The following is a 20,758-nucleotide window of genomic DNA, read 5'->3' as shown; positions in this document are numbered from 1 at the left end:
TCGATGAAATTGTTTATGCTTGCGCGGTCGTCTTTTGACTAGCTGCTGCGAATATTGGTGTATTAACATCGATAGCGGCAGGCACAGTCACTGCTTGGCAATCGATGACATCAATGAGTTTATTTAATTGATGGGTAAGCAATTCAATCACTCGCTCACTTTTGACATCAAAATGCAGCGTGACGGTACCTGCTTCGTTGAGCTGCATATTCATATTGATAATGCTAAAGCCCCGATGACGAGTCACTCTTAGCACTCGCTCCAGCACTTCTGGTTGGTTGTGTAAGGTTAATTCAACTGAATGCATCATGTTTGTTTCTCCATTTGATCCATCATGTCGCTATTACATGCCCCTGGCGGAACCAATGGCCACACGTTAAACGCATCATCAATGGACACATGCAGCATAAAAGGTCCTGGGGTACTTAACATTTCATCGAGTGCGGCTTCGACTTGATCGGCGTGATGAATAGTTCTGCCAGGAATATCAAAAGCCGACGCCATTAACACAAAGTCTGGGTTATCTGATAAATCGGTTTCGCTATAACGTTGTTCAAAAAACAGTTGTTGCCACTGCTTAACCATGCCCAATTTTTGATTATCAATCAGTAAAATTTTTACCGGCAATTTGCGGCGCTTAATTGTGGTGAGCTCTTGAACGTTCATCATAAATGAACCATCACCAGATACCGTCACCACTGTGGCATTTGGACGCGCCACTTGTGCGCCAATAGCCGCGGGTAAACCAAAGCCCATAGTGCCAAGACCTGCACTGGATAAATGATCTTCAGGACGGCGAAACCACATATGCTGTGCCACCCACATTTGGTGTTGGCCCACATCGCAGCTGACAACACTGTCTTCTGGTAATTTGTTTGCTAGTCGACGTAACATTGCTGGAGCATAAATCAATTCACCCGGATGTTGATAATCCCATTGGTGTTGCTGAAATAAATCTTCAATTTCTTGCTGCCATGGCGCTAATGAAAGCGACATCGATAACGCGGGTAATACCTGTCTTAAATCTGCTGAAATAGATACATCAGCTTGGCGGAGCTTATTGATTTCTGCGATATCGATATCAAGGTGCAGCACTTTGGCATCTTGAGCGAAGGTGGCTAATCGCCCGGTGACCCGATCATCAAATCTTGCGCCAACGACAATCAATAAATCACAGGCTTGCACGGCTAAGTTTGCCGCTTTACCACCATGCATACCGAGCATACCTAAGTAACCTTTGCAGCCATGTTCAATACTGCCAAGACCTTTTAAGGTCGCCACTGAAGGCATACCCGTTTCATTGATAAATTGACGTAAATGATCAACTGCTCCCGCCATACCTACCCCGCCGCCAACATACAAAATAGGCTTTTTAGCTTGTTGTATTAAAGCTTTAGCAGCATCTATCGCGCTTAGCTCAGCTGCGGGTTCTTCAGTAAAGCTGAGTATTGGAGTTTTGTATTCAAGCTCAGCTATTTGGATATCTTTGGGAATATCAACTAACACAGGGCCGGGTCTGCCAGATGCGGCAATTTCAAAGGCTTTATAAAGCGTCGGGATAAGCTCATTGATATCCGTCACCATAAAGCTGTGTTTGGTGCACGATAATGACATACCAAGAACATCAATTTCTTGAAAAGCATCGGTGCCAATCACTGCCGTTGAAACTTGGCCTGTAATCGCCACCAAAGGCACAGAATCCAGTAATGCATCAGCAAGCGAGGTGATTAAATTAGTCGCACCTGGGCCTGATGTGGCAAAACAGACTCCCGTTTTACCGCTGGCTCTAGCATAACCCACAGCGGCAAATGCAGCGCCTTGCTCATGGCGACTCAGCAGGTGGGTAACAGGGCTACCATACAGAGCATCATAAATTGGCATAATAGCGCCACCTGGGTAACCAAATACTGTGGTTGCACCATGTGCGGCCAATACTTTAATGACTGCGTCCGCGCCTCTCATTTTTTGCCCTGATTCCATATGCATCTCTCACGCTCTGTATTGTTAATGTGCCCAGTATTTGCAGCCCTAAAACTAAAAAACCCCCGTTCCTTTCGGAGCGGGGGTTTTTGCAAATGTTGACTTTCTAACTCAGTCTTTTTGCCAAACTCCACCCCCGCGGTGATTTAATAATCACGACGGTAATAATCACAATAATGAGCTGGGCAGCTTGGTTAAACATAAATGACTGAATCCTAAAAATGTCTTAAAAAATATTTGTTAATGTTGCTATAAGGTCTCGCACTTTGCCAGACTGTTTATAATTCATCCTTTATAGGAGTACCATAAAGCGATTTATAAACACAACATAAAATTGTGTTGTCAAAAAAAATTCAGCTTCCCTGCCGAGACAATGCAAACAACAACAAAATCTAAAGCTATGATGGTCAACACAAATCCGTGATAACCAGCCTAAGCTTTTGATTGATTGTTTCTACTTTATGAAAGTTTTAACTTTACAAAAGTTTGATGCCTGCCCGAAAACGTAGCTGAACAGGTACTTCACAACACAATCAACAAAAATTAGTTAGCTTCAACAATACCTTTCATATCAGTCATGTAACCGCGTAATTCTGCACCGATAAACTCAACATCGGTATGACGAATCGCTTCATTCACTTCAATTAAGCGCTTGTTATCAACGCTATTTGAACCCGCAGCTAAACCAGCACCTAATAACTCTGGTGACATTGCTTTTACGTAGTCACGTAATAGCGGCACTGCTGCATGGTTAAACAAGTAACAACCGTATTCAGCAGTATCTGAAATAACTACGTTCATTTCATATAAACGTTTGCGTGCAATGGTGTTAGCAATCAATGGCGTTTCATGTAGTGATTCGTAATAAGCTGACTCTTCAATAATACCTGCTGCAACCATGGTATCGAACGCTAGCTCTACACCGGCTTTGATCATGGCAACTAAGAAGATACCTTGGTCAAAATACGTTTGCTCATCGATGTGTTCATCTGATACTGGTGAATTTTCGAATGCTGTTTCGTTGGTTTCTGCTCTCCAACGAAGTAAGTTTGCATCGTCATTGGCCCAATCTGCCATCATAGTGCGAGAGAACTCACCACTAATAATGTCATCCATGTGCTTTTCAAATAATGGTTGAAGAATTTCTTTCAACTCTTCAGCAACTTCAAACGCCTTCACTTTGGCAGGGTTTGATAAACGATCCATCATGTTAGTGATGCCGCCATGCTTAAGTGCTTCAGTGACAGTTTCCCATCCTTGCTGAATTAACTTACTTGCATAACCTGGCTCAACACCATCAGCGACCATTTTTTCATAACCAAGAATGGCGCCGGTTTGCAACATGCCACAAAGGATTGTTTGCTCGCCCATTAAGTCAGACTTAACTTCTGCAATGAATGATGACAATAAAACACCCGCTCGGTCGCCACCAGTTGCACTTGCATAAGCTTTAGCAATGGCAAGGCCATCACCTTTCGGGTCATTTTCAGGGTGAACCGCAATCAGTGTTGGGACACCAAAACCGCGTTTGTATTCTTCACGTACTTCAGTACCTGGACACTTAGGCGCAACCATAACAACAGTGATATCAGAACGAATCTGCATACCTTCTTCAACGATATTAAAACCGTGAGAGTAAGATAATGTGGCACCTTCTTTCATCAATGGCATTACTGCATTAACAACATTTGAATGCTGTTTATCAGGTGTTAGGTTAAGCACTAAATCTGCAGCAGGAACAAGCTCTTCGAAAGTGCCTACTTTAAAACCGTTATCAGTTGCTTGCTTCCATGATGCACGTTTCTCAGCAATCGCTTGCGGACGTAATGCAAAAGAGATATTCAAGCCTGAGTCACGCATATTCAGACCTTGGTTTAGGCCTTGTGCCCCACAACCTAAGATCACGATATTCCAATCTTTAATAAAACTACAACCGTCGCTAAACTCAGTACGATCCATAAAGCGGCATTGTGCTAATTGAGCTAATTGTTGACGTAAATTCAGAGAGTTAAAATAGTTAGCCATCTGAGATACCACCTTTAATTCAGAAATTTGAGACACTCCATTCTGGCAGCCAAACTATCCAGAAGTTGTGATTGAGATCACTATAGCGTAAGCTCATGATTGCTCAAAATGATATATTCGGCACACTACGTTTCACTTTTTGCAACGTTATTGATATATCCCGCATATCTGAACAAATTGATTTCAAGACACTGATTTTATTAAGGCTACAACATGGATATTCGTGCATTAAAACTGTATTTACACTTATGCGACAGCCTGCATTTTGGCAAAACAGCCCAGCAAACCCATGTGAGCCCGTCAACATTAAGCCGCGCATTGCAGCGCCTTGAAGAAGAAGTGGGTTGTAAATTGTTTGAGCGGGACAATCGCAGTGTCAGCATTACCCATGCGGGCAATGAATTTAAGCAATTTGCCGAACACACCTTAGCTGAGTGGTTAAGTTTGAAAAGCCGCATTGACCCCGAGCAGCCCTTACTTCACGGTCGTATCAACTTATATTGCTCAGTCACTGCCGCATACAGTCACCTACCTGCATTGCTTGACCGCTTTAGACGTGAGCACCCTCATGTGGAAATTACCTTGAACACGGGGGATGCGGCCAATGCAGTAGCAGAGATCCAACATAACCGCGCCGATATCGCCATTATAGCTTTACCTGATTCATTACCTTCAAGCTTACATTTTGAAGAAATAGGCCAAGTGCCGCTGCATCTATATGCACCCACCATAAAATGCCAAGCCCAAAGCATGATTAAGCAACAACCCATAGACTGGGCGCAGCTGCCTTTTATTGTCCCCGACCATGGGCCTGGCAGACGCCGCGCTGATAATTGGTTTAAAGCCATGGGCTTCAAGCCCAATATTTATGCGCAAGTCTCGGGGCAAGAAGCCATAACCTCCATGGTGGCCTTGGGCTGTGGCGTCAGTATTAGTCCTGATGTGGTAGTCGAAAATAGCCCAGTGCGAGAACGCTTACAGCGGCTTGAATCACCACAAGATATCGCCCCATTTCAATTAGGTTGTTGCTGCAAAGAAAAACGCACTCAAGAGCCTATTTTAAAAGCTTTTCTTGAAGTGATTTAAGCCTCTCAAATAACAACAGCAGCTAAAATCGCACTGTTGATTTTAGCTGCTACACTTAGAAAGCTTAAAAACTAACTAAATAGTTACTAAATTCCAGCACACAAAACAAAAGGATTTGTTAATGGCTATTGCCTGTGTAAACACCCGCGCTTGTTGCGGCGTAGAAGCGCCTAAAGTCACTGTCGAAGTACATCTTAGTAATGGTTTGCCTGCGTTTAATTTAGTGGGGTTACCTGAAACCTCAGTAAAAGAAGCCAGAGAGCGAGTTCGTAGTGCCTTAATAAACGCTGGTTTTGAATTCCCCATGCAGCGAATAACGGTCAATTTGGCTCCAGCTGATTTACCCAAGCAAGGTGGCCGTTATGATTTGCCTATCGCCATTGGTATTTTGGCCGCCTCGGGGCAAATTCCTAATACCCAGTTAGCCCAATGTGAGTTTATTGGTGAGCTAGCCTTGTCAGGACAAGTAAGGCCCTGCATTGGTATTCTGCCCGCTATTATTGCCGCTAAAAATCAACAGCATGAATTATTCATCCCTTTAGATAACCGCCATGAAGCAGAGTTAGTGGGTTACCCGCAAACCCACTTAGTCGCTCACTTGCAAAACCTCGCAGCCTTTATGCACGGCCAAGCAAAATTACCACTGGTTGATCAGCAATTGGAATGGTTTGAAGAACCTTTAGCAGAAAACGCACTCTGCCTCAGCGAAGTGATTGGTCAATACCAAGCTAAGCAAGGGCTGGAAATCGCAGCGGCAGGTGGTCACAACACCCTATTTATTGGTCCGCCCGGTACAGGTAAAAGTATGCTGGCCAATCGGATAATCCCGCTACTGCCCAAGCTTACCTATGAAGAGGCCATTGATGTTGCTGCGATTCATTCGGTTGCAGGACTTAATATTAAACCCCAAGCCTTTTTAGAGCGGCCTTTTCGAGCGCCACATCATACGTGTTCATCAATATCCTTAGTGGGCGGAGGCAGCGTGCCAAAACCTGGGGAAATATCCTTAGCCCATAGAGGCATTTTATTTCTTGATGAAATTGCGGAGTTCCCGCGTAAAGTATTAGATTGCCTGCGTGAGCCAATGGAGTCTGGTGAAGTGGTCATTTCACGGGCTGCAGCTAAAGTAACCTTTTCTAGTCGCTTTCAATTAATTGCGGCGATGAATCCCAGCCCTTGCGGTGATGTTGAAAACTCTCGCGCAACGCCAGACCAAATTCAACGTTACTTATCCCGTTTATCAGGTCCATTTTTAGATAGATTCGATCTCACGATAGAAGTCCCTAAACTGCCTGCAGGCACCTTAACTCAAACCCAAGAAATAGGCGAAAGTAGCCAATCCATTGCTAAGCGAGTGCAGCTAGCGCGGGAAAAACAACTTAGCCGCGCCGGAGTCATTAATTGTGAATTATCACCAGCACTGCTAAAGCAACATTTAGCCATGAGCCAAAGTGATTTAGAGTTTCTTGAGCAAAGCATTCAAAAATTAGGACTATCAGTGAGAAGTTTCCATCGAATCCAACGGGTCTCTAGAACCATTGCTGATTTACAACAATCCAATACAACAGAAAGAAGACACATTGCTCAGGCTTTGGGTTATAGAGCCATGGATAGGTTAATGAATAGATTAAGCCAGCAATACTAAAATGATTCACTGTTGTCGTTACATATTGAATTAAGTGTAATAAAACAACAAAACATTGGATATTATTGTCCAACAGATTGAGCCCAAGGCTATCACGGAGTAACATAAGCCTCCATTTACAGGAGAGCTAGATGCCGCTGTTAGCAAAAATTAAAGGTTCAATAGCATTTATTTGCTATGTAATAAATACTGTCGTTTGGGTTACACCCATACTAATTTTCAGTATTTTCAAACTATTACCTATTAATGTTATTCGCAAAATTTGCAGTTATATTTTAGATAACTGTGCCAGTGCGTGGATCAGTGTTAATGGTGTTATCGAAGCCATTTTTCATCCCGTTACCATAAAACTAAGCGGTGATGATCAGTTTTCTGAAAAAGAATGGTACATGGTTATAGCTAACCACCAGTCATGGGTCGATATTTTAGTACTTCAGCGTGTTTTTAATCGTAAGATCCCATTTTTAAAGTTTTTTTTAAAACAAGAGCTCATATTTGTTCCCATATTAGGGCTTGCTTGGTGGGCGTTAGACTTTCCCTTTATGCGTCGTTATTCGACAGCACAATTGAAAAAGAACCCAAAACTTAAAGGTAAAGACATTGAGATTACCCGTAAGTCGTGCAACAAATTTAAGCATAAGCCTGTCAGCGTGATGAATTTCGTTGAAGGCACCCGTTTTCATCCGCAAAAACACCAAAAGCAAGCTTCGCCTTTTCAGCACTTGCTGAAGCCCAAAGCCGGTGGAATGGCCTTTGCTTTAGATGCTATGGGTGAACACATCAACAAGTTAGTTAATGTCACCATTTACTACCCTAATAAAGTGCCAAGCTACTGGGAGTATATTTGCGGCGAGTTAACTGAGGTTTATGTCGATATTCACATCTCTGATATCCCAGCGACCTTAAAAGGTGACTATAGTAATGATAGGCAGTTTAAAATTGATTTTCAGTCTCAGTTAAATCAACTTTGGCAAGAAAAAGATAAAAAAATCAGCATTATGGCTGAAGAAAACAAATAAGAGGTATTTAGCTACATGCTAGGTTTTTTACCAGGTCCAGTCATCTTTTTTATTAGTAGCAGTTTATTGATCATCAATACCACACTATGGGCAGGTCTCATTAGTATTGGTGGCGTCATTAAGCTGGTCGTTCCTGTAGTTGCAGCAAGAAACGCACTTACTCGCTTAATGAACCGCTTTATGTGGGCATGGGCAAGCTGTAATGGCGGTATTTTATTTCTCATTGCTAAAATAGAGTGGGATATTGAGGGGCTTGAAGGCCTGGATGAACGCGGCTGGTATTTGTTGATCAGTAACCATGTCAGTGGCTTTGATATTGCAGCGCAAACCTATATCTTGCGTAACCATATTCCTATGTTGAAGTTTTTCCTTAAAAAAGAGCTAATCTTTGTGCCCTTTCTGGGTTTAGGCTGCTGGGCATTAGATATGCCGTTCATGAACCGAACTAGCCCTGCTAAGCTCAAGAAGAATCCAAAACTTAAGGGTAAAGATTTACAAACCACCCGCAAGGCATGTGAAAAATTTAAGCATTTCCCAACATCAATTATTAATTATGTGGAAGGCAGCCGTTTTACTGCAGATAAACACAAGCGCCAACAGTCGCCTTATAAACATTTGTTAAGGCCAAAGGCTGGCGGCATTGCCTTTACCCTTTCGGCAATGGGCGAGCAATTTACTGGGTTACTTAACATGACCTTAGCTTATCCTGATGCTGACACAGAGAAAGGCGCTTTGTATGAGGTCATGTCTGGGCGTGTTAAAAAAATTGTGGTCAGAATTGAGCAAATGCCAGTACCTAAAGTGGATGCTGAAGATTATTTCTCTAATCCTGAAACCCGAGTTGAATTTCAGCGCTGGTTAAACCAAGTTTGGTTCGAGAAGGATCAGCAGTTAGATGGTATTTATAAAAAATACCTTAATGACACATCTACGCCCAAATAGTACTGTTTAAAATCAGCCTAAAAACACGCTTAATTGCGTGTTTTTTGTTTTTAAACCAACAAGCTTCATCAAAACAGTTAAGCCAACAACAGTTTCTCAACAAGCATAAAATCAGCAAACTTAAATGTAATTTGAAAAAAACTATATTACTCGCGTAATATGGTTATAATTCAACAATAAAAACTTTAAATCGCTGGCAACATATACAAATAAACTAGCGGTACGCCCTGTTGTAAGCATGTTTATAAATTAGATATTAATTAACAATGTGCAATTTGGCATCATTCTTTACCCATTATAATTATTACAGGTGCAGATTGAATTTACGTTTTTCCTTAGCCTTGAAAACATGCTTATGCATTTTGGTGCTCTTCACCTCAATGTCAGCTTCCGTCTATGCAATTAGCCCACTTAATGACAATCACCTGTTAGCGTTTGAACAATTTGAAGCCTCTAACGACTTAAATCAAAACTCTGTCACTAAACTGTTCAAAGATAGCTCAGGCATGTTATGGGTTGGCACTCAAGATGGCTTACACAGTTATAACGGCATTCAATTTGATGTGTTTGTTAACGACAGTAATAATCCCACCAGTATTGCCGGCAATTACATTACCGATATATTGCAATCATCTGATAGTGACTTATGGGTGGCAACCTTTTCCCAAGGACTCAGCCGTTTAAACCTCAGTAATGGTGAGTTTACTCATTTGGGGAGTGCCCAAGGGTTAACAGACTTAAAGCTAACTAAACTCACGTTAATTGATAATAGTTTGTGGATAGGGACTCAATCAGGTTTATTCACCCTATCACTGCATACCAATAAAATAGCAAAAATAAGCTTAAATAATGCTATCGATCCTCATATCACCAGTATCGCCAATATCGATGACAAATATATTTTTGTTGGCACCCAAGCCAGTGGCACTTACGCCATTGATAGCAACAACATTATCCGCTTAGATATCCCACCCAACCTGCGGGTCAATAGTATAAAAACCAGTCATGATAAAAGCGCAGTGTGGTTAGCGATTAGCAATCGACTGATCAGCTACGATCTGATTAGCGGCGAACAAACCACAATTTGGATCAATAACCAAACTAAAAAATACAATCAAATAAAAGACTTTGTCATCAATGGTGATAAACAAATATGGGCCATTGGCGCAAACGCTGGGTTAATTCAATTGGATTTAATTGGTGATACATGGCGCAGCCGCATCCATAAATACGATCCCAATAGTCGCCAATCTATTAGCGAAGACAATCTACAAAGCATCATGCTCGCAGAAGACGGTAACCTATGGTTAGGCACTCGCTACTCAGGAATTAATAAGCTTAACCTCAATCAAGTGTATTTTAACCATATTTACGAACTCCATCCTAGCAAGCCTAAAATGGCCAATATGATCCGGGCGATTTTTCGTGATGATCAGCAGCGTTTATGGATTGGCACTGAAAGCGCAGGCTTAAAACTATTTGATGAGCAGCAAGGTAGTTTTTATTACTACAACGACCTATTTGCTCAGGCCCTTAATGTACATGAAGCAGAGTACCCGTTAACTGTACATGCCATCACCCAAACCCAAGACGGTAATCTGTGGTTTGGTACTAATCACGGGCTGGCACAATTAACGCCAGATCAGCAGCTGTCATTTGTGCCTTTAGCTGATAATAGCGCTTCAGACTCGCTGCTGATCCGTAAATTTGCTCAAGATGATAGCGGCCGACTTTGGATTGCTAGTAACTACGGCTTATATTTTGTATTGCCAGGTGAAGAGGTTATTCATCAATACAATTTTGATTTTCAGACTGAATTTGCCCCCAGTAAGCGCCCAATATTGTCCCTTACTTACCATAACAACAGCCTGTGGCTCGGCACAATGGCAGGCTTAGTCAGACTAAAACCTGACACACAAGAACTCATTCTCAAAAGTCGCCAAGCAGCCGACACTAGCACACTCAGTGATAATCGTATTCGAGATTTTATTGTCACTGCCGCTGGTGACTTATTAATGGCAACCCATAGCGGCGTCGATAAAGTTATCGAAACCACTAATAACCAACTGCAATTTGAGCCCTTAAGTGAACCGTTAAAGCAGCACACGGTTTATGCCATGTTAGAAGACGATGCTCAAAACCTGTGGCTTAGTACCAATTCTGGTATCGCCAGAGTATCGACTAGTTTAGAGTATATGTTCTTCAACCCATTTGATGGAGTGCAAGCTGCGGAGTTTAACGGCGGGGTTAAATTTAACGATACTGATGGCCAGCTGTGGTTTGGCGGCGTTAATGGCATAAATCAATTTAATCCACTATTGGTACCAGCTAAAAGACCTCACACTAAAATAGCCTTAACCAGTTATCATTTGGGGCAGCAGCATTTTCCATTATTAAATTTGCAACAGCCGCCAGCATTACAAATGCCCTTCTCTGATAAAACCATTAGTTTTACTGTCAGTGCACTCAATTTTGACTACCCAGGATTACAGCAGTTAAGTTACAAGTTAGTCGGCCAAAATGACGATTGGGTTGAGTTAAATCAATTAAATGAGATCAGCTTTAGCAACTTACCCCCCAAAGAATTTGAACTATTAGTGCGTTTTACCCTCGAGGATAATCCCTATACAGAGCCGCCTTTTAGCATCAAATTTACTGTGGTGCCGCCCTTTTACCTAAGTAAAGGCGCTTACGTAGTTTATGGCATTGCGATGATGTTGCTAATGACGTTTTTCATATACCTAAAGCAATTAAAGCGTGAAAAACAACGTGAGTTTGAAATCAGTATCCGCGCTTCAGAAGAACGTTTAAAGCTAGCATTATGGGCTTCTGGCGACGGTATGTGGGACTGGAATATCCGCGACAATAAAGTTTACCGCACCAATACCGTGCCCTCACAACGGGTAGTAGCAGATGACGATCAAGCACTGATCACTCATATCCACCCAGAAGATAAAGCCCGCGTGACTCAACAGCTAAATGACCATTTAGCCGGGAAAGCAGAATTTTTTGAGGCAGAATACCGAGTAGAGAAGCAGCCAGGTAAATGGATATGGTTAATGGATCGCGGCAAAGTCGTTGAGTGGGATCAACAAGATAAACCGGTTCGCATGGCGGGAACTCATAAAGATATCACCGTCAGAAAAGAAACTGAAAATGAGTTAAAACTTTCTAGCCAAGTGTTACACAGCATGAATGAAGCCGTAGTGGTTGGCGAACTGGATTACCGTATTCGCACGGTCAACCCCGCGTTTAGCCGTATTACCGGCTTTGACCATAAAGCCATTGTAGGTAAACACTTCCTGTATTTAGCTTATGGTAAACAGTCTCGATCCTTTTATCATAACGTTGAATTACAGCTGTTACGAAAAAAACATTGGGCGGGTGAGATTAATATCCGCACTAAAAATAAAAAAAGCATTCTGGCATGGCTGGAGATCAATCAGGTTATCGACAACAAAGGTGAGACTAGCCACTTTGTTGCGGTATTTACTGATATCACTTCCCGTAAAAAGGCCGAAGAAGATTTACGCATATTAGCCAATTTCGATCCACTAACAGGGTTACCAAACCGGACTTTATTCCAAGATAGGCTTAATCAAGCCATAACCAAAGCCCATCGTTCAAAAGACATTGTGGCGTTATTCTTTTTGGATTTAGACCGCTTTAAGCACATTAATGACTCCATGGGTCATCATGTGGGGGATTTATTATTAAAAGCGGTGGCGATTCGATTGCAAAACTCGGTGCGCGATGGCGATACTGTTGCTCGTCTCGGTGGCGATGAATTTACCATTATTCTTGAAGGGCTCAGCAAAATAAAATCTGCTGCTGTTGTGGCAGAAAAAGTATTAAACGCCTTTAAGAGTCCGTTCTTATTGGATGATAAAAATATTACCGTATCACCTTCTATCGGCATTAGTTTGTACCCTAATGATGCCAGCGACAGTACCTCATTAATTAAATATGCAGATACTGCCATGTACCATGCTAAATCTTTAGGGCGTAATAACTTCCAGTTTTACACTGAAGATTTAAACCAATATGCCACCCGTCATGTAGAGCTTGAGGCAGGCCTTAAACAGGCGATTCAAAATAATGAAATGTATCTGGTATATCAGCCCAAGTTTGACATTAAAACCAAGCGGATTATTGGCGTTGAAGCCCTACTGCGCTGGGAAAGTAAAACCCTTGGATTTATCTCACCAGTGGAATTTATTCCGTTAGCGGAAGAAACCGGGATGATTAACGGCATTGGCCATTGGGCCATTGATCAGGCCTGCAATCAATTAGCTGAATGGCATCAACAAGGCTTTGAGCATATTTCTGTGGCTGTTAACTTATCAGCAAGACAACTTAAAGCCGATATTATTTCCACTATTGAAGTGGCCCTTGCGGTATCAGGGTTACCCGCCAGCGCTCTGGAGTTAGAGCTGACAGAGTCGATGATCATGGGTAATCCGCAAGACTCAGTCACAGTATTAGCCCAGCTAAAAGCCCTAGGCCTTACCATTGCCATTGATGACTTTGGTACTGGTTACTCAAGTTTAAGTTACTTAAAGCGCTTCCCTATCGATACCTTGAAAGTTGATAGAGAATTTGTCCGCGATATTATTGATGATCCTGATGATGCCGCTATTACCAGCGCCATTATTACTCTGGCCCACAGCCTTGAACTCAATGTCGTGGCAGAAGGCGTTGAAACTGAGGCGCAATTTGACTTCTTAAAGCATGAAGGCTGCGATCAAGTGCAGGGCTTTTTACTCAGTAAACCACTGACTGCTGAGAACTGTTTAGCAAGGCTAAGATTAGATAACCAGCAGGAAAAACTAGCATAGCATTAAAGCGATTCAATAAAAATCGACACAGCTAAACCCTATACTCCAAGCAATAAAAAAGGCTCAAATGAGCCTTTTTTATTGTCTGAATTTATTCAGTTTAGCTATGGCGCGACACGCTCAACACGCTTAACCCAGCCTTCAGGTCCTTCAAGCTCACCTTTTTGCAGTTGGGTAAATATTTGATAAATACGCTTGATGCAAGGGCCAACTTCACCATCACCAACTGTAACAATACGGCCATCTTCAAAGATGTACGAGCCCACTGGCGATACCACGGCTGCAGTACCAAATCCGCCCGCTTCAACAATTTCACCGGCTTCGATATCTGCGATAAATTTGTCCAGCATAATGGTTTCTTGGCGCACTTCACATCCCAATAAATGGCCAATTTCTAGCATAGATTGCGAGGTAATGGACTTTAAGATAGTGTCAGTAAACGTCGGGATAATTACAGTGCCATCTTTGAGGATATGGAAGTGGTTCATTGCGCCCACTTCCTCAATCTGCTTGTTGTTCGCATCAAGATATAACACTTGGGCAGCGCCATATTCAGCAGCGGCTTGCCCCGCTCTTAACGATGCTGCGTAATTACCGGCCGCTTTTGATGCCCCCGTGCCGCCTGATACCGCGCGGTGGAATTTTTTACTGATCAGTAATCGAATCGCTTTATTCACCCCATCAGCGTAATAAGCACCACTTGGGCTTAAGATCACGCAGAAAGTAAAGTTCAAGCTTGGGCTCACTGATAAACGATCTTCGGTAGCAAAAATAAAAGGCCGAATATATAAACATGCGCCATCTTGCATTGGAAACCACAGCCTATCGACATCAATAAGCGCATTAATGGCTTGCAGTTGAATGTCTTCAGCAAGGTTAGGAATACATAAGATATCTGCAGAGGTATTTAAACGTTGGGCATTCTTATCCAGTCTAAAGGTGTAGATTTCACCATCGTCATGCTTAAACGCTTTAGCACCTTCAAAGATGGACTGACCATAATGAAGCGCAATGGCGCCCGGGGCCATTTCAAACGGCGCATAAGGCTCAATGCGAGGGTCACACCACTGGCCATCTCGATAATCCATTAAAAACATATGATCGGTTCTGAGATTACCAAAGCCTACATTGCCTTCTGGTTTAAACTGCTCAGTACGACGCGACGATGCCGCTTTTAAATTATATTTGATGTCCATTTGCTACCACCTTAAAAACAATGCTAGCAGACTATGAATCATCAGATGTAATGTCAAGCAAATGGATAAAGTGGAGCACAATTAAGCGTCAATCGAAGTTCACAATAATTAAAACCATAAAATTAGCCGTTAAAGCATGGTAAACCGCAACAAATAAAGTTTTATCATTTCACTGAAAAAGCACAGGATGTGGCGGTTTTTAGCTTAAAACAAGCCACTCACACTGACAGATGGATAAAGCTTACAAAATAGTAGCCAAAGTCGTTCTTTTTTTAACCACTTAACGAATTTGGCTATTCCTTAAACCCCAGTCACTGCTAGAATCAGCATTCCATCCAGAAACTATTAGGACTCCCGATATGAGCCTTGAATTACTGTCCCAACTGGAAGCCAAAATCCAGGCAACTCTTGAAAATGCAGAGCTACTAAAAATGGAGCTTGAAGAAGAGAAGCAAAAGAATGCTCAATTGACTGAGACTAATCAGCAATTGCAACAAGACCTAAACTCTTGGAACGATAAAGTGAATGGCCTTGTCGGCTTACTCAATAGCGAAAGCTAAACTGTGTTAGTTTCAACATGCTGAGCTACTAGCATTTGGTTAAGCTCAGAAACAGCCTGCTTTACTTTTGGCAGGCTTTTTTTCGGCATTAAAAAACGCCCCTTTCTAAACTCTAAACACCCTAAGTCTTTTACCCAAATCACCCCAGTTAAAAAAATTCGCGCATGTTTAACGATGAGTTTAGGTGCATATACCGGAAACCTTCTCATGGAGACTCCTTTGGCTATATTTCATTTTACAACTCAAATTTGGACAAAAAAACCGCAAAAGAGTTTCATTAAAATCGATCTTTTTCCGCTTCAAAATAACTCAATGTAAACAAAACGTAACAAGCCAGTAAAATGACGCTTGCCATTTTTTTGACACCTTGGTAAAGTGACTTCGTTACTCAGGGTAAATAACGAGCCAATTGGCTCAACACCGCACTGTTTTAAAATGCAAATTTTAAAACATGCGGTTTTTTTTTGCTCTTTTTCAGCCACTAATAAATTAAAGATACAAAAAAAGGAGCCATTGGCTCCTTTTGTCACGTGGGAGGTTAAACCCTCATGTTACTTGTCAGCTGTCGCTAAGTAATAAGCGATGTCTAATAGCTCATCGTAAGACTTAATCGCACCTGTCTCAACACGGTATTTACCGTTAACCACTAACGAAGGCACACCAGAAATTTTTGCATTCTGAGTATCACGCTTCATTTTAGACATTTGCGCATTCACCATGAAAGACTTAGCTGCTGCATCAAAATCTTTACCGTCAACACCGTTAGCAATAAACACCATACGGATATCATTTAAGTTGGTGAAGCGTTGCTTTTTGTCATGGATTGCAGCAAAAATAGCTGGTTCAACTTTCTTTTCAACATTGAGCTGATGAGCAATAGCGAAAGCACGTGACATTTCTACGCCCATATCTGCGCCAATAAACTCAACGTGTGCCTGATTAAAAGCCACACCTTCTGGAAGGGTCGCTTCAATTTTTGGTACTACAGTTTTTGAGAAGTTGTAACAATGCCCGCAAAAGAATGAGAAAAACTCAGTAATTTCAGGCTTTGATGTGGCTGGGCCTTCGTTAATCACAGTGTAGTGCACACCTTCTTTATAGTCTGCTGCGGTTGCCGCCATTGGGGCTAATAGTAACGCTGCAGCCATTAATAATGCTTTTTTCATCTTGTTTCCTTTAGTATGCAATCTCAATTATGCCGTAGCATAGTTAACGCTAATTTATCTAAATCTATAATAATGTAGATTATCTCTTATGCTCAAGACCTTATCAGGATCATTTGTAACAATCTACGTTATGGTTTGCCAATTACTCAATTAAAAACTCATCAAGCTTAATGGCTCTTCATCCAGCGCTGAAAGTTGCTCTTTAAACGCTAATGTTTGCTGTTCCCAGTATTTGATATCACCAAACCATGGAAAGTTCCTTGGAAAAGCAGGATCTTGCCAGCGTTTTGTTAGCCAGGCATTGTAATGGATCATTCTCAATGCCCGCAGCGGCTCAATCAGCTTAAGTTGCTTGTGGTCAAAATCACAAAACTCCTCATAGCCTTCAAGTAATACATCTAGCTGTAATAACCGTTGGGCTCTATCACCAGTGAGCATCATCCAAATATCTTGCACCGCAGGGCCTTGGCGAGCATCATCTAAGTCAACAAAACCTGGGCCATCTGGGGTCCATAAAATATTGCCTGGATGCAAATCACCATGAAGCCGTAATGTCGGAAATTGATGCTGCGCCAATACAGACTTGGCCTTGGCCAACACTTGCTGCGTGACAGTGAAAAACTGCTGACTAATGGCCTCAGGCACTTGCCCTGACTGCTGTAAATATTGCAGCGCATCATCCCCTAAAATTTGGCAGCTTAAGGGCTCACGATATTGAAAGCTCTCTTTACTAGCATATTGATGTATCCGGCCAATAAAGCGACCAACTGCTTCAAGTTGATCAAGGTTATCCACCTCAAATGCGCGGCCACCAATAGAGGGAAATAATGTAAAACGATAACCTTTAAATTCATGCAGGGTTTTACCCTCAACAATCACAGGTACTGCAATGGGGATATCTTCAGCAGCTAACGCGAGTGCGTAATCATGCTCCTCTTGAATTTGATTATCACTCCAGCGATGGGGGCGATAAAACTTCACCACATAACGATTACCGCGATCGCAGCGAAATTGATACACCCGATTTTCGTAACTATTTAACGCCAGCAACCCCGTTTCAGGATAGATGTTAACACTCTCAATGGCATCGAGAATTAAATCAGGCGTTAAGGCTTGATAATGAAAGCAAGCCTCGTCAGCACAAGCCTTTGGCGCGAAATCGTTAAGATGTGATTCCGGTTCTATTACATTACCCGACTTTTCCTGACTATCGATATCTTCGTCATTATCTAGATAGTCGTTGTCAGCATTGTCATTATTCATGTGTATCCTTTACCGCATTGGCAGTGATCAGCGGTTGTAGCAAGGTGATTAAATATTCTAGCACTTCAAGATCGGCTTCTACTTCCGTTGATATCCAACAAATATCGCCGTAAAACTCATAGTTAAGCCACAGCTGACTGCCTTCAAAATTAAGCTGCCATTGGTGCCTATCTGCGCCCCATAAGCGATCGCGAATATCACAATCCATTGCCAAGGCTAAGGGCTCAGCAAACGCTTCAAACTGCTCAAAATCTATTTCTGCTGAAATTAAAATGCTCAGCGAGGCTTTATCTAATTGCACCGAACGCAATAACATGATGTTCCTTTAAATAAGTTGCTTAAATACCTTGTTACTATGACTGACTAGCTACTACAAGACATGATTAAGCCTTGTCCCCATTGGGGTGGTCTATTGGCATAATGGTCTAATTCTGGTTGCTCAGCATAGGGCTGAGTTAACAGAGTATGCAGCTCTAACAATTTACTATTGTCGCCTTCTTCCACCGCCACTATGGCTTCTTGGGCTAAGTAGTTGCGTAAAATATACTTGGGATTCACACTATTACGCTGTGCTTGCCATTGGTCAATATCATCAACCTTTCCAACCCGCTGCTGATAACTTTTATACCAGTCGTCAAATTTGGGTCTATCGATTATCTCATCACTAATATTGGCGTGGACACTGGTTATGTCTAACTGACCAAACGCCCTGAAAGTATTGGTATAGTCCAATAAATTATGCTGTAACACATGGCAAAATCGGCCAATGAGATCTAAGTCGGTTTTATCTTGCTCTTGGGCTTGCGCCGTGGTTTGCTCACTGACACTCAAGCCCATTTTAGCGCGCATGAGCAGTAAATATTGCTGCACTAACTCAGCTTGATAAGTATTCAGCACAGCCACTAAATCATCTGACTCAATGACGGGCGTTAATGCTTGGGCTAAACGTTGCAGGTTCCACAGGCCAATGCCAGGTTGCTGACCAAAGGCATAACGGCCCTGGGGATCGGAGTGATTACAAATAAAGTCTTCTTTAAAAGTATCTAAAAAGGCAAATGGGCCAAAATCAAAGCTGTCACCAAGAATCGACATGTTATCAGTATTAAGTACCCCATGAGCAAAGCCTACCGCTTGCCAGTGGCCGATTAAAATAGCAGTATCTTTTACTACTTGGGTAAACCAGGCTTTATAGCCTTGATAATCTTGAGTTAAATGCGGGTAATGCTGCTTAATGGTGAAGTTTAGTAACTGAATTAGTTTATCTTTACCACCTTGGTCGCTATGGCAAAAATACTCAAAGTGACCAAAACGAATATGGCTTTTGGCTAAACGCACTGTAATCGCCGCAGTTGCTTGTGATTCACGCCATACCGGTAAGTCAGAGCCAATCACCGCTAATGCTCGGGTGGTCGGAATCGATAATGCCGCCAAGGCCTCGGATGCTAAAAACTCCCTTACCGCGGAACGCATAACCGCCCGACCATCACCACTGCGAGAATAAGGTGTTGGCCCAGCCCCTTTTAAGGCCACATCCCAAGCTGACGCGTTATTAGCTGTTTTACTTGTAGCATTAGGGTTTGCCTGCGCTTCGCCGAGAATAATTGAGCGCCCGTCCCCTAATCGTGGGCTATAACCACCAAATTGATGGCCACTGTAAACTTGCGCATAGTAACTTGCCCCAGGCATAGCGTGATTACCTGACAGTTGCAGCAGTAATTCATCATCACCTTGGGCGTTAAGTTGGCCTCTTTGCGCGCCAATTAATTTGGCGGCGTCATCACTCCAAGCCAGCCAATGGGGTTGACTGATAGGCAATGGATAGACCTGCGAATAAAAGCCTTCCAGTTGTTCAAAATAATCCTGTTTAAACTGCATTTAACCTGTTCCTTGGGTCTACAATAGCCTGATGGCGAAGGCTAATAACTCACTACTGGCAAGGTTTTATTGACAGATAATGACATTGTCATCATTGACTTGGCATAACTGTTTGCATTGATAGCCTTTATCAATGGCAACCGGTATTGCGGTGGCATTCTCTAGCTGGTTAGCATCCAGTTGATGGCTGTTTTTGCCGCTTAATCTCAGCATGCCCTTGGCTTTAGCTTGGCATTGTTCAAGCGTATCGTAATAACCTGCTATAAATTTGGCGTTGATGGGTTGCTGCGGCGCTTTGGCTTCATCCGCATAATAAAACAGTGTCCATTCTGGGGTACGAATACAGCCGGTTAGCCCCATGATAGCCATGAATAAAAACAGCGTATTACGCATTTTACGATTCATCATTTAAACCTCTTTAAGCATGCTTATTTTCACCCTAAGTTGCACTTTTAATCTCAATATTTAGCTACAGGATTCCAGTAGCTACATTCAGTTTCAACACTTTTAGGGCAATAAAAAAGCGAACCTAAGTCCGCTTTTCCATACGATAGTGCCATTGTACTAGATCATGGTAAAACCTAATAACCTAAATCATGGTTAAAGCCAATTACCTAGTCTTATTCAATTCACTTAATTACTCGCTTTAGATTTTGCTTTCTCGATACGCTTAATTCGACCTTCAAAACCGGTAACAGTTCCATCTGTTAATTGATAATCAATGGCCTGCTGACAGACTTCAATGGCTTTATCAAATTGCTTAGTATCATTGAGCATGGTTGATAATTGCATAAAGCCTATGCCTTTATCATCTGCAGCAGTGGCGTTTTGCTGGCGATACTGTTGATAAGCTAACTGATAACGCTGGGTCAAACCTGCGCCGTATTGGCAGTAATCAGCTTGTTTACGTAACTTGTAACTGTGACTAATAATACTGAGTAAACTCAGATGCTGGGCCTGTAGTTCAGCACTTGCATCATATTGGCAAACTAAAGCCGTAAATGCATCACTTGCCCATGCACCTGTTGCAGGTAAAGCCGCTGTAATAGGTTTATTCTCTGGCTCTGGCTCTGGCTCTGGCTCTGGCTCTGGCTCTGGCTCTGGCTCTGGCTCTGGCTCTGGCTCTGGCTCGGGCTCAGGGACACGCTGAGGGGGGGGGTGGG

At 42.4% G+C, this 20,758-nt stretch carries 16 protein-coding genes and 1 pseudogene; 6 read left to right on the top strand and 11 right to left on the bottom strand.

Features of this window, described 5'->3' with window-relative positions; all coding sequences use genetic code 11:
* Positions 1-13: 13 nt before the first annotated feature.
* The 3 genes from ilvM to ilvC form a co-directional block, all read right to left on the bottom strand.
* Positions 14-310, bottom strand: a complete 297-nt coding sequence (gene ilvM, locus Q4533_RS17590) for an acetolactate synthase 2 small subunit (RefSeq protein ID WP_076541898.1) — start codon at positions 308-310, stop codon at positions 14-16.
* Positions 307-1,980, bottom strand: coding sequence for an acetolactate synthase 2 catalytic subunit (gene ilvG / locus Q4533_RS17585; RefSeq protein WP_303503565.1), 1,674 nt, complete (start codon positions 1,978-1,980; stop codon positions 307-309). Before ilvG ends, ilvM begins: the two co-directional genes overlap by 4 nt.
* A gap of 543 nt (positions 1,981-2,523) precedes the next feature.
* Positions 2,524-4,005, bottom strand: coding sequence for a ketol-acid reductoisomerase (ilvC, locus tag Q4533_RS17580; RefSeq protein ID WP_102475781.1), 1,482 nt, complete (start codon positions 4,003-4,005; stop codon positions 2,524-2,526).
* Between the two features lie 213 nt (positions 4,006-4,218).
* On the opposite strand from ilvC, the gene ilvY reads away from it, so the two are divergent.
* The 5 genes from ilvY (at position 4,219) to Q4533_RS17555 (ending at position 13,535) form a co-directional block, all read left to right on the top strand.
* Complete coding sequence (gene ilvY, locus Q4533_RS17575; RefSeq protein ID WP_303503563.1) at positions 4,219-5,091, top strand: HTH-type transcriptional activator IlvY; 873 nt, start codon at positions 4,219-4,221, stop codon at positions 5,089-5,091.
* Between the two features lie 121 nt (positions 5,092-5,212).
* Positions 5,213-6,736 (top strand): YifB family Mg chelatase-like AAA ATPase, encoded by a 1,524-nt coding sequence (locus Q4533_RS17570; protein WP_303503561.1) that lies wholly within the window; start codon positions 5,213-5,215, stop codon positions 6,734-6,736.
* A gap of 131 nt (positions 6,737-6,867) precedes the next feature.
* Positions 6,868-7,755 carry an acyltransferase gene (locus tag Q4533_RS17565; protein ID WP_303503559.1) on the top strand — a complete coding sequence of 296 codons (888 nt, stop codon included), beginning with the start codon at positions 6,868-6,870 and terminating at the stop codon, positions 7,753-7,755.
* Positions 7,756-7,770: 15 nt separating this feature from the next.
* Positions 7,771-8,697 carry an acyltransferase gene (locus Q4533_RS17560; protein ID WP_102440074.1) on the top strand — a complete coding sequence of 309 codons (927 nt, stop codon included), beginning with the start codon at positions 7,771-7,773 and terminating at the stop codon, positions 8,695-8,697.
* A 380-nt stretch (positions 8,698-9,077) separates the two neighbouring features.
* Positions 9,078-13,535: an EAL domain-containing protein gene (locus Q4533_RS17555; RefSeq protein WP_303503556.1), complete on the top strand. Its 4,458-nt coding sequence runs from the start codon at positions 9,078-9,080 to the stop codon at positions 13,533-13,535.
* Positions 13,536-13,639: 104 nt separating this feature from the next.
* Here the strand turns inward: Q4533_RS17555 and Q4533_RS17550 are convergent, their stop codons facing one another.
* Positions 13,640-14,731, bottom strand: coding sequence for a branched-chain amino acid aminotransferase (locus Q4533_RS17550; protein WP_102440076.1), 1,092 nt, complete (start codon positions 14,729-14,731; stop codon positions 13,640-13,642).
* 359 nt (positions 14,732-15,090) lie between these two features.
* Between Q4533_RS17550 and zapB the strand changes: the two genes are divergently transcribed.
* Positions 15,091-15,291, top strand: coding sequence for a cell division protein ZapB (gene zapB / locus Q4533_RS17545; protein WP_055026159.1), 201 nt, complete (start codon positions 15,091-15,093; stop codon positions 15,289-15,291).
* Here the strand turns inward: zapB and Q4533_RS17540 are convergent.
* The 7 genes and pseudogenes from Q4533_RS17540 to Q4533_RS17510 form a co-directional block, all read right to left on the bottom strand.
* Entirely contained in the window at positions 15,288-15,500 is a 213-nt protein-coding gene (locus Q4533_RS17540; RefSeq protein ID WP_102440077.1) for a DUF1107 domain-containing protein, read from the bottom strand. The genes zapB and Q4533_RS17540 overlap by 4 nt on opposite strands.
* A 342-nt stretch (positions 15,501-15,842) precedes the next feature.
* Positions 15,843-16,457 carry a thiol:disulfide interchange protein DsbA/DsbL gene (locus tag Q4533_RS17535; protein WP_102440079.1) on the bottom strand — a complete coding sequence of 205 codons (615 nt, stop codon included), beginning with the start codon at positions 16,455-16,457 and terminating at the stop codon, positions 15,843-15,845.
* Between the two features lie 150 nt (positions 16,458-16,607).
* Positions 16,608-17,720 (bottom strand): serine/threonine protein kinase, encoded by a 1,113-nt coding sequence (locus tag Q4533_RS17530; RefSeq protein ID WP_303503554.1) that lies wholly within the window; start codon positions 17,718-17,720, stop codon positions 16,608-16,610.
* Positions 17,713-18,036: a DUF3630 family protein gene (locus tag Q4533_RS17525; protein ID WP_102440081.1), complete on the bottom strand. Its 324-nt coding sequence runs from the start codon at positions 18,034-18,036 to the stop codon at positions 17,713-17,715. Before Q4533_RS17525 ends, Q4533_RS17530 begins: the two co-directional genes overlap by 8 nt.
* A 47-nt stretch (positions 18,037-18,083) precedes the next feature.
* The gene (locus Q4533_RS17520) at positions 18,084-19,595 is read right to left on the bottom strand and encodes a YdiU family protein (protein WP_303503552.1); all 1,512 of its coding nucleotides are present in this window, start codon (positions 19,593-19,595) and stop codon (positions 18,084-18,086) included.
* Positions 19,596-19,661: 66 nt separating this feature from the next.
* Positions 19,662-20,003 carry a hypothetical protein gene (locus tag Q4533_RS17515; RefSeq protein WP_102440083.1) on the bottom strand — a complete coding sequence of 114 codons (342 nt, stop codon included), beginning with the start codon at positions 20,001-20,003 and terminating at the stop codon, positions 19,662-19,664.
* A gap of 225 nt (positions 20,004-20,228) precedes the next feature.
* Positions 20,229-20,758, bottom strand: a pseudogene (locus Q4533_RS17510) (hypothetical protein); the annotation flags it as partial.

Source organism: Shewanella sp. 6_MG-2023, from assembly GCF_030547195.1.
GTDB lineage: Bacteria > Pseudomonadota > Gammaproteobacteria > Enterobacterales > Shewanellaceae > Shewanella.
The sequence above is the reverse complement of the archived record's forward strand: the minus strand, read 5'-3'. Positions and strand labels throughout refer to the sequence as shown.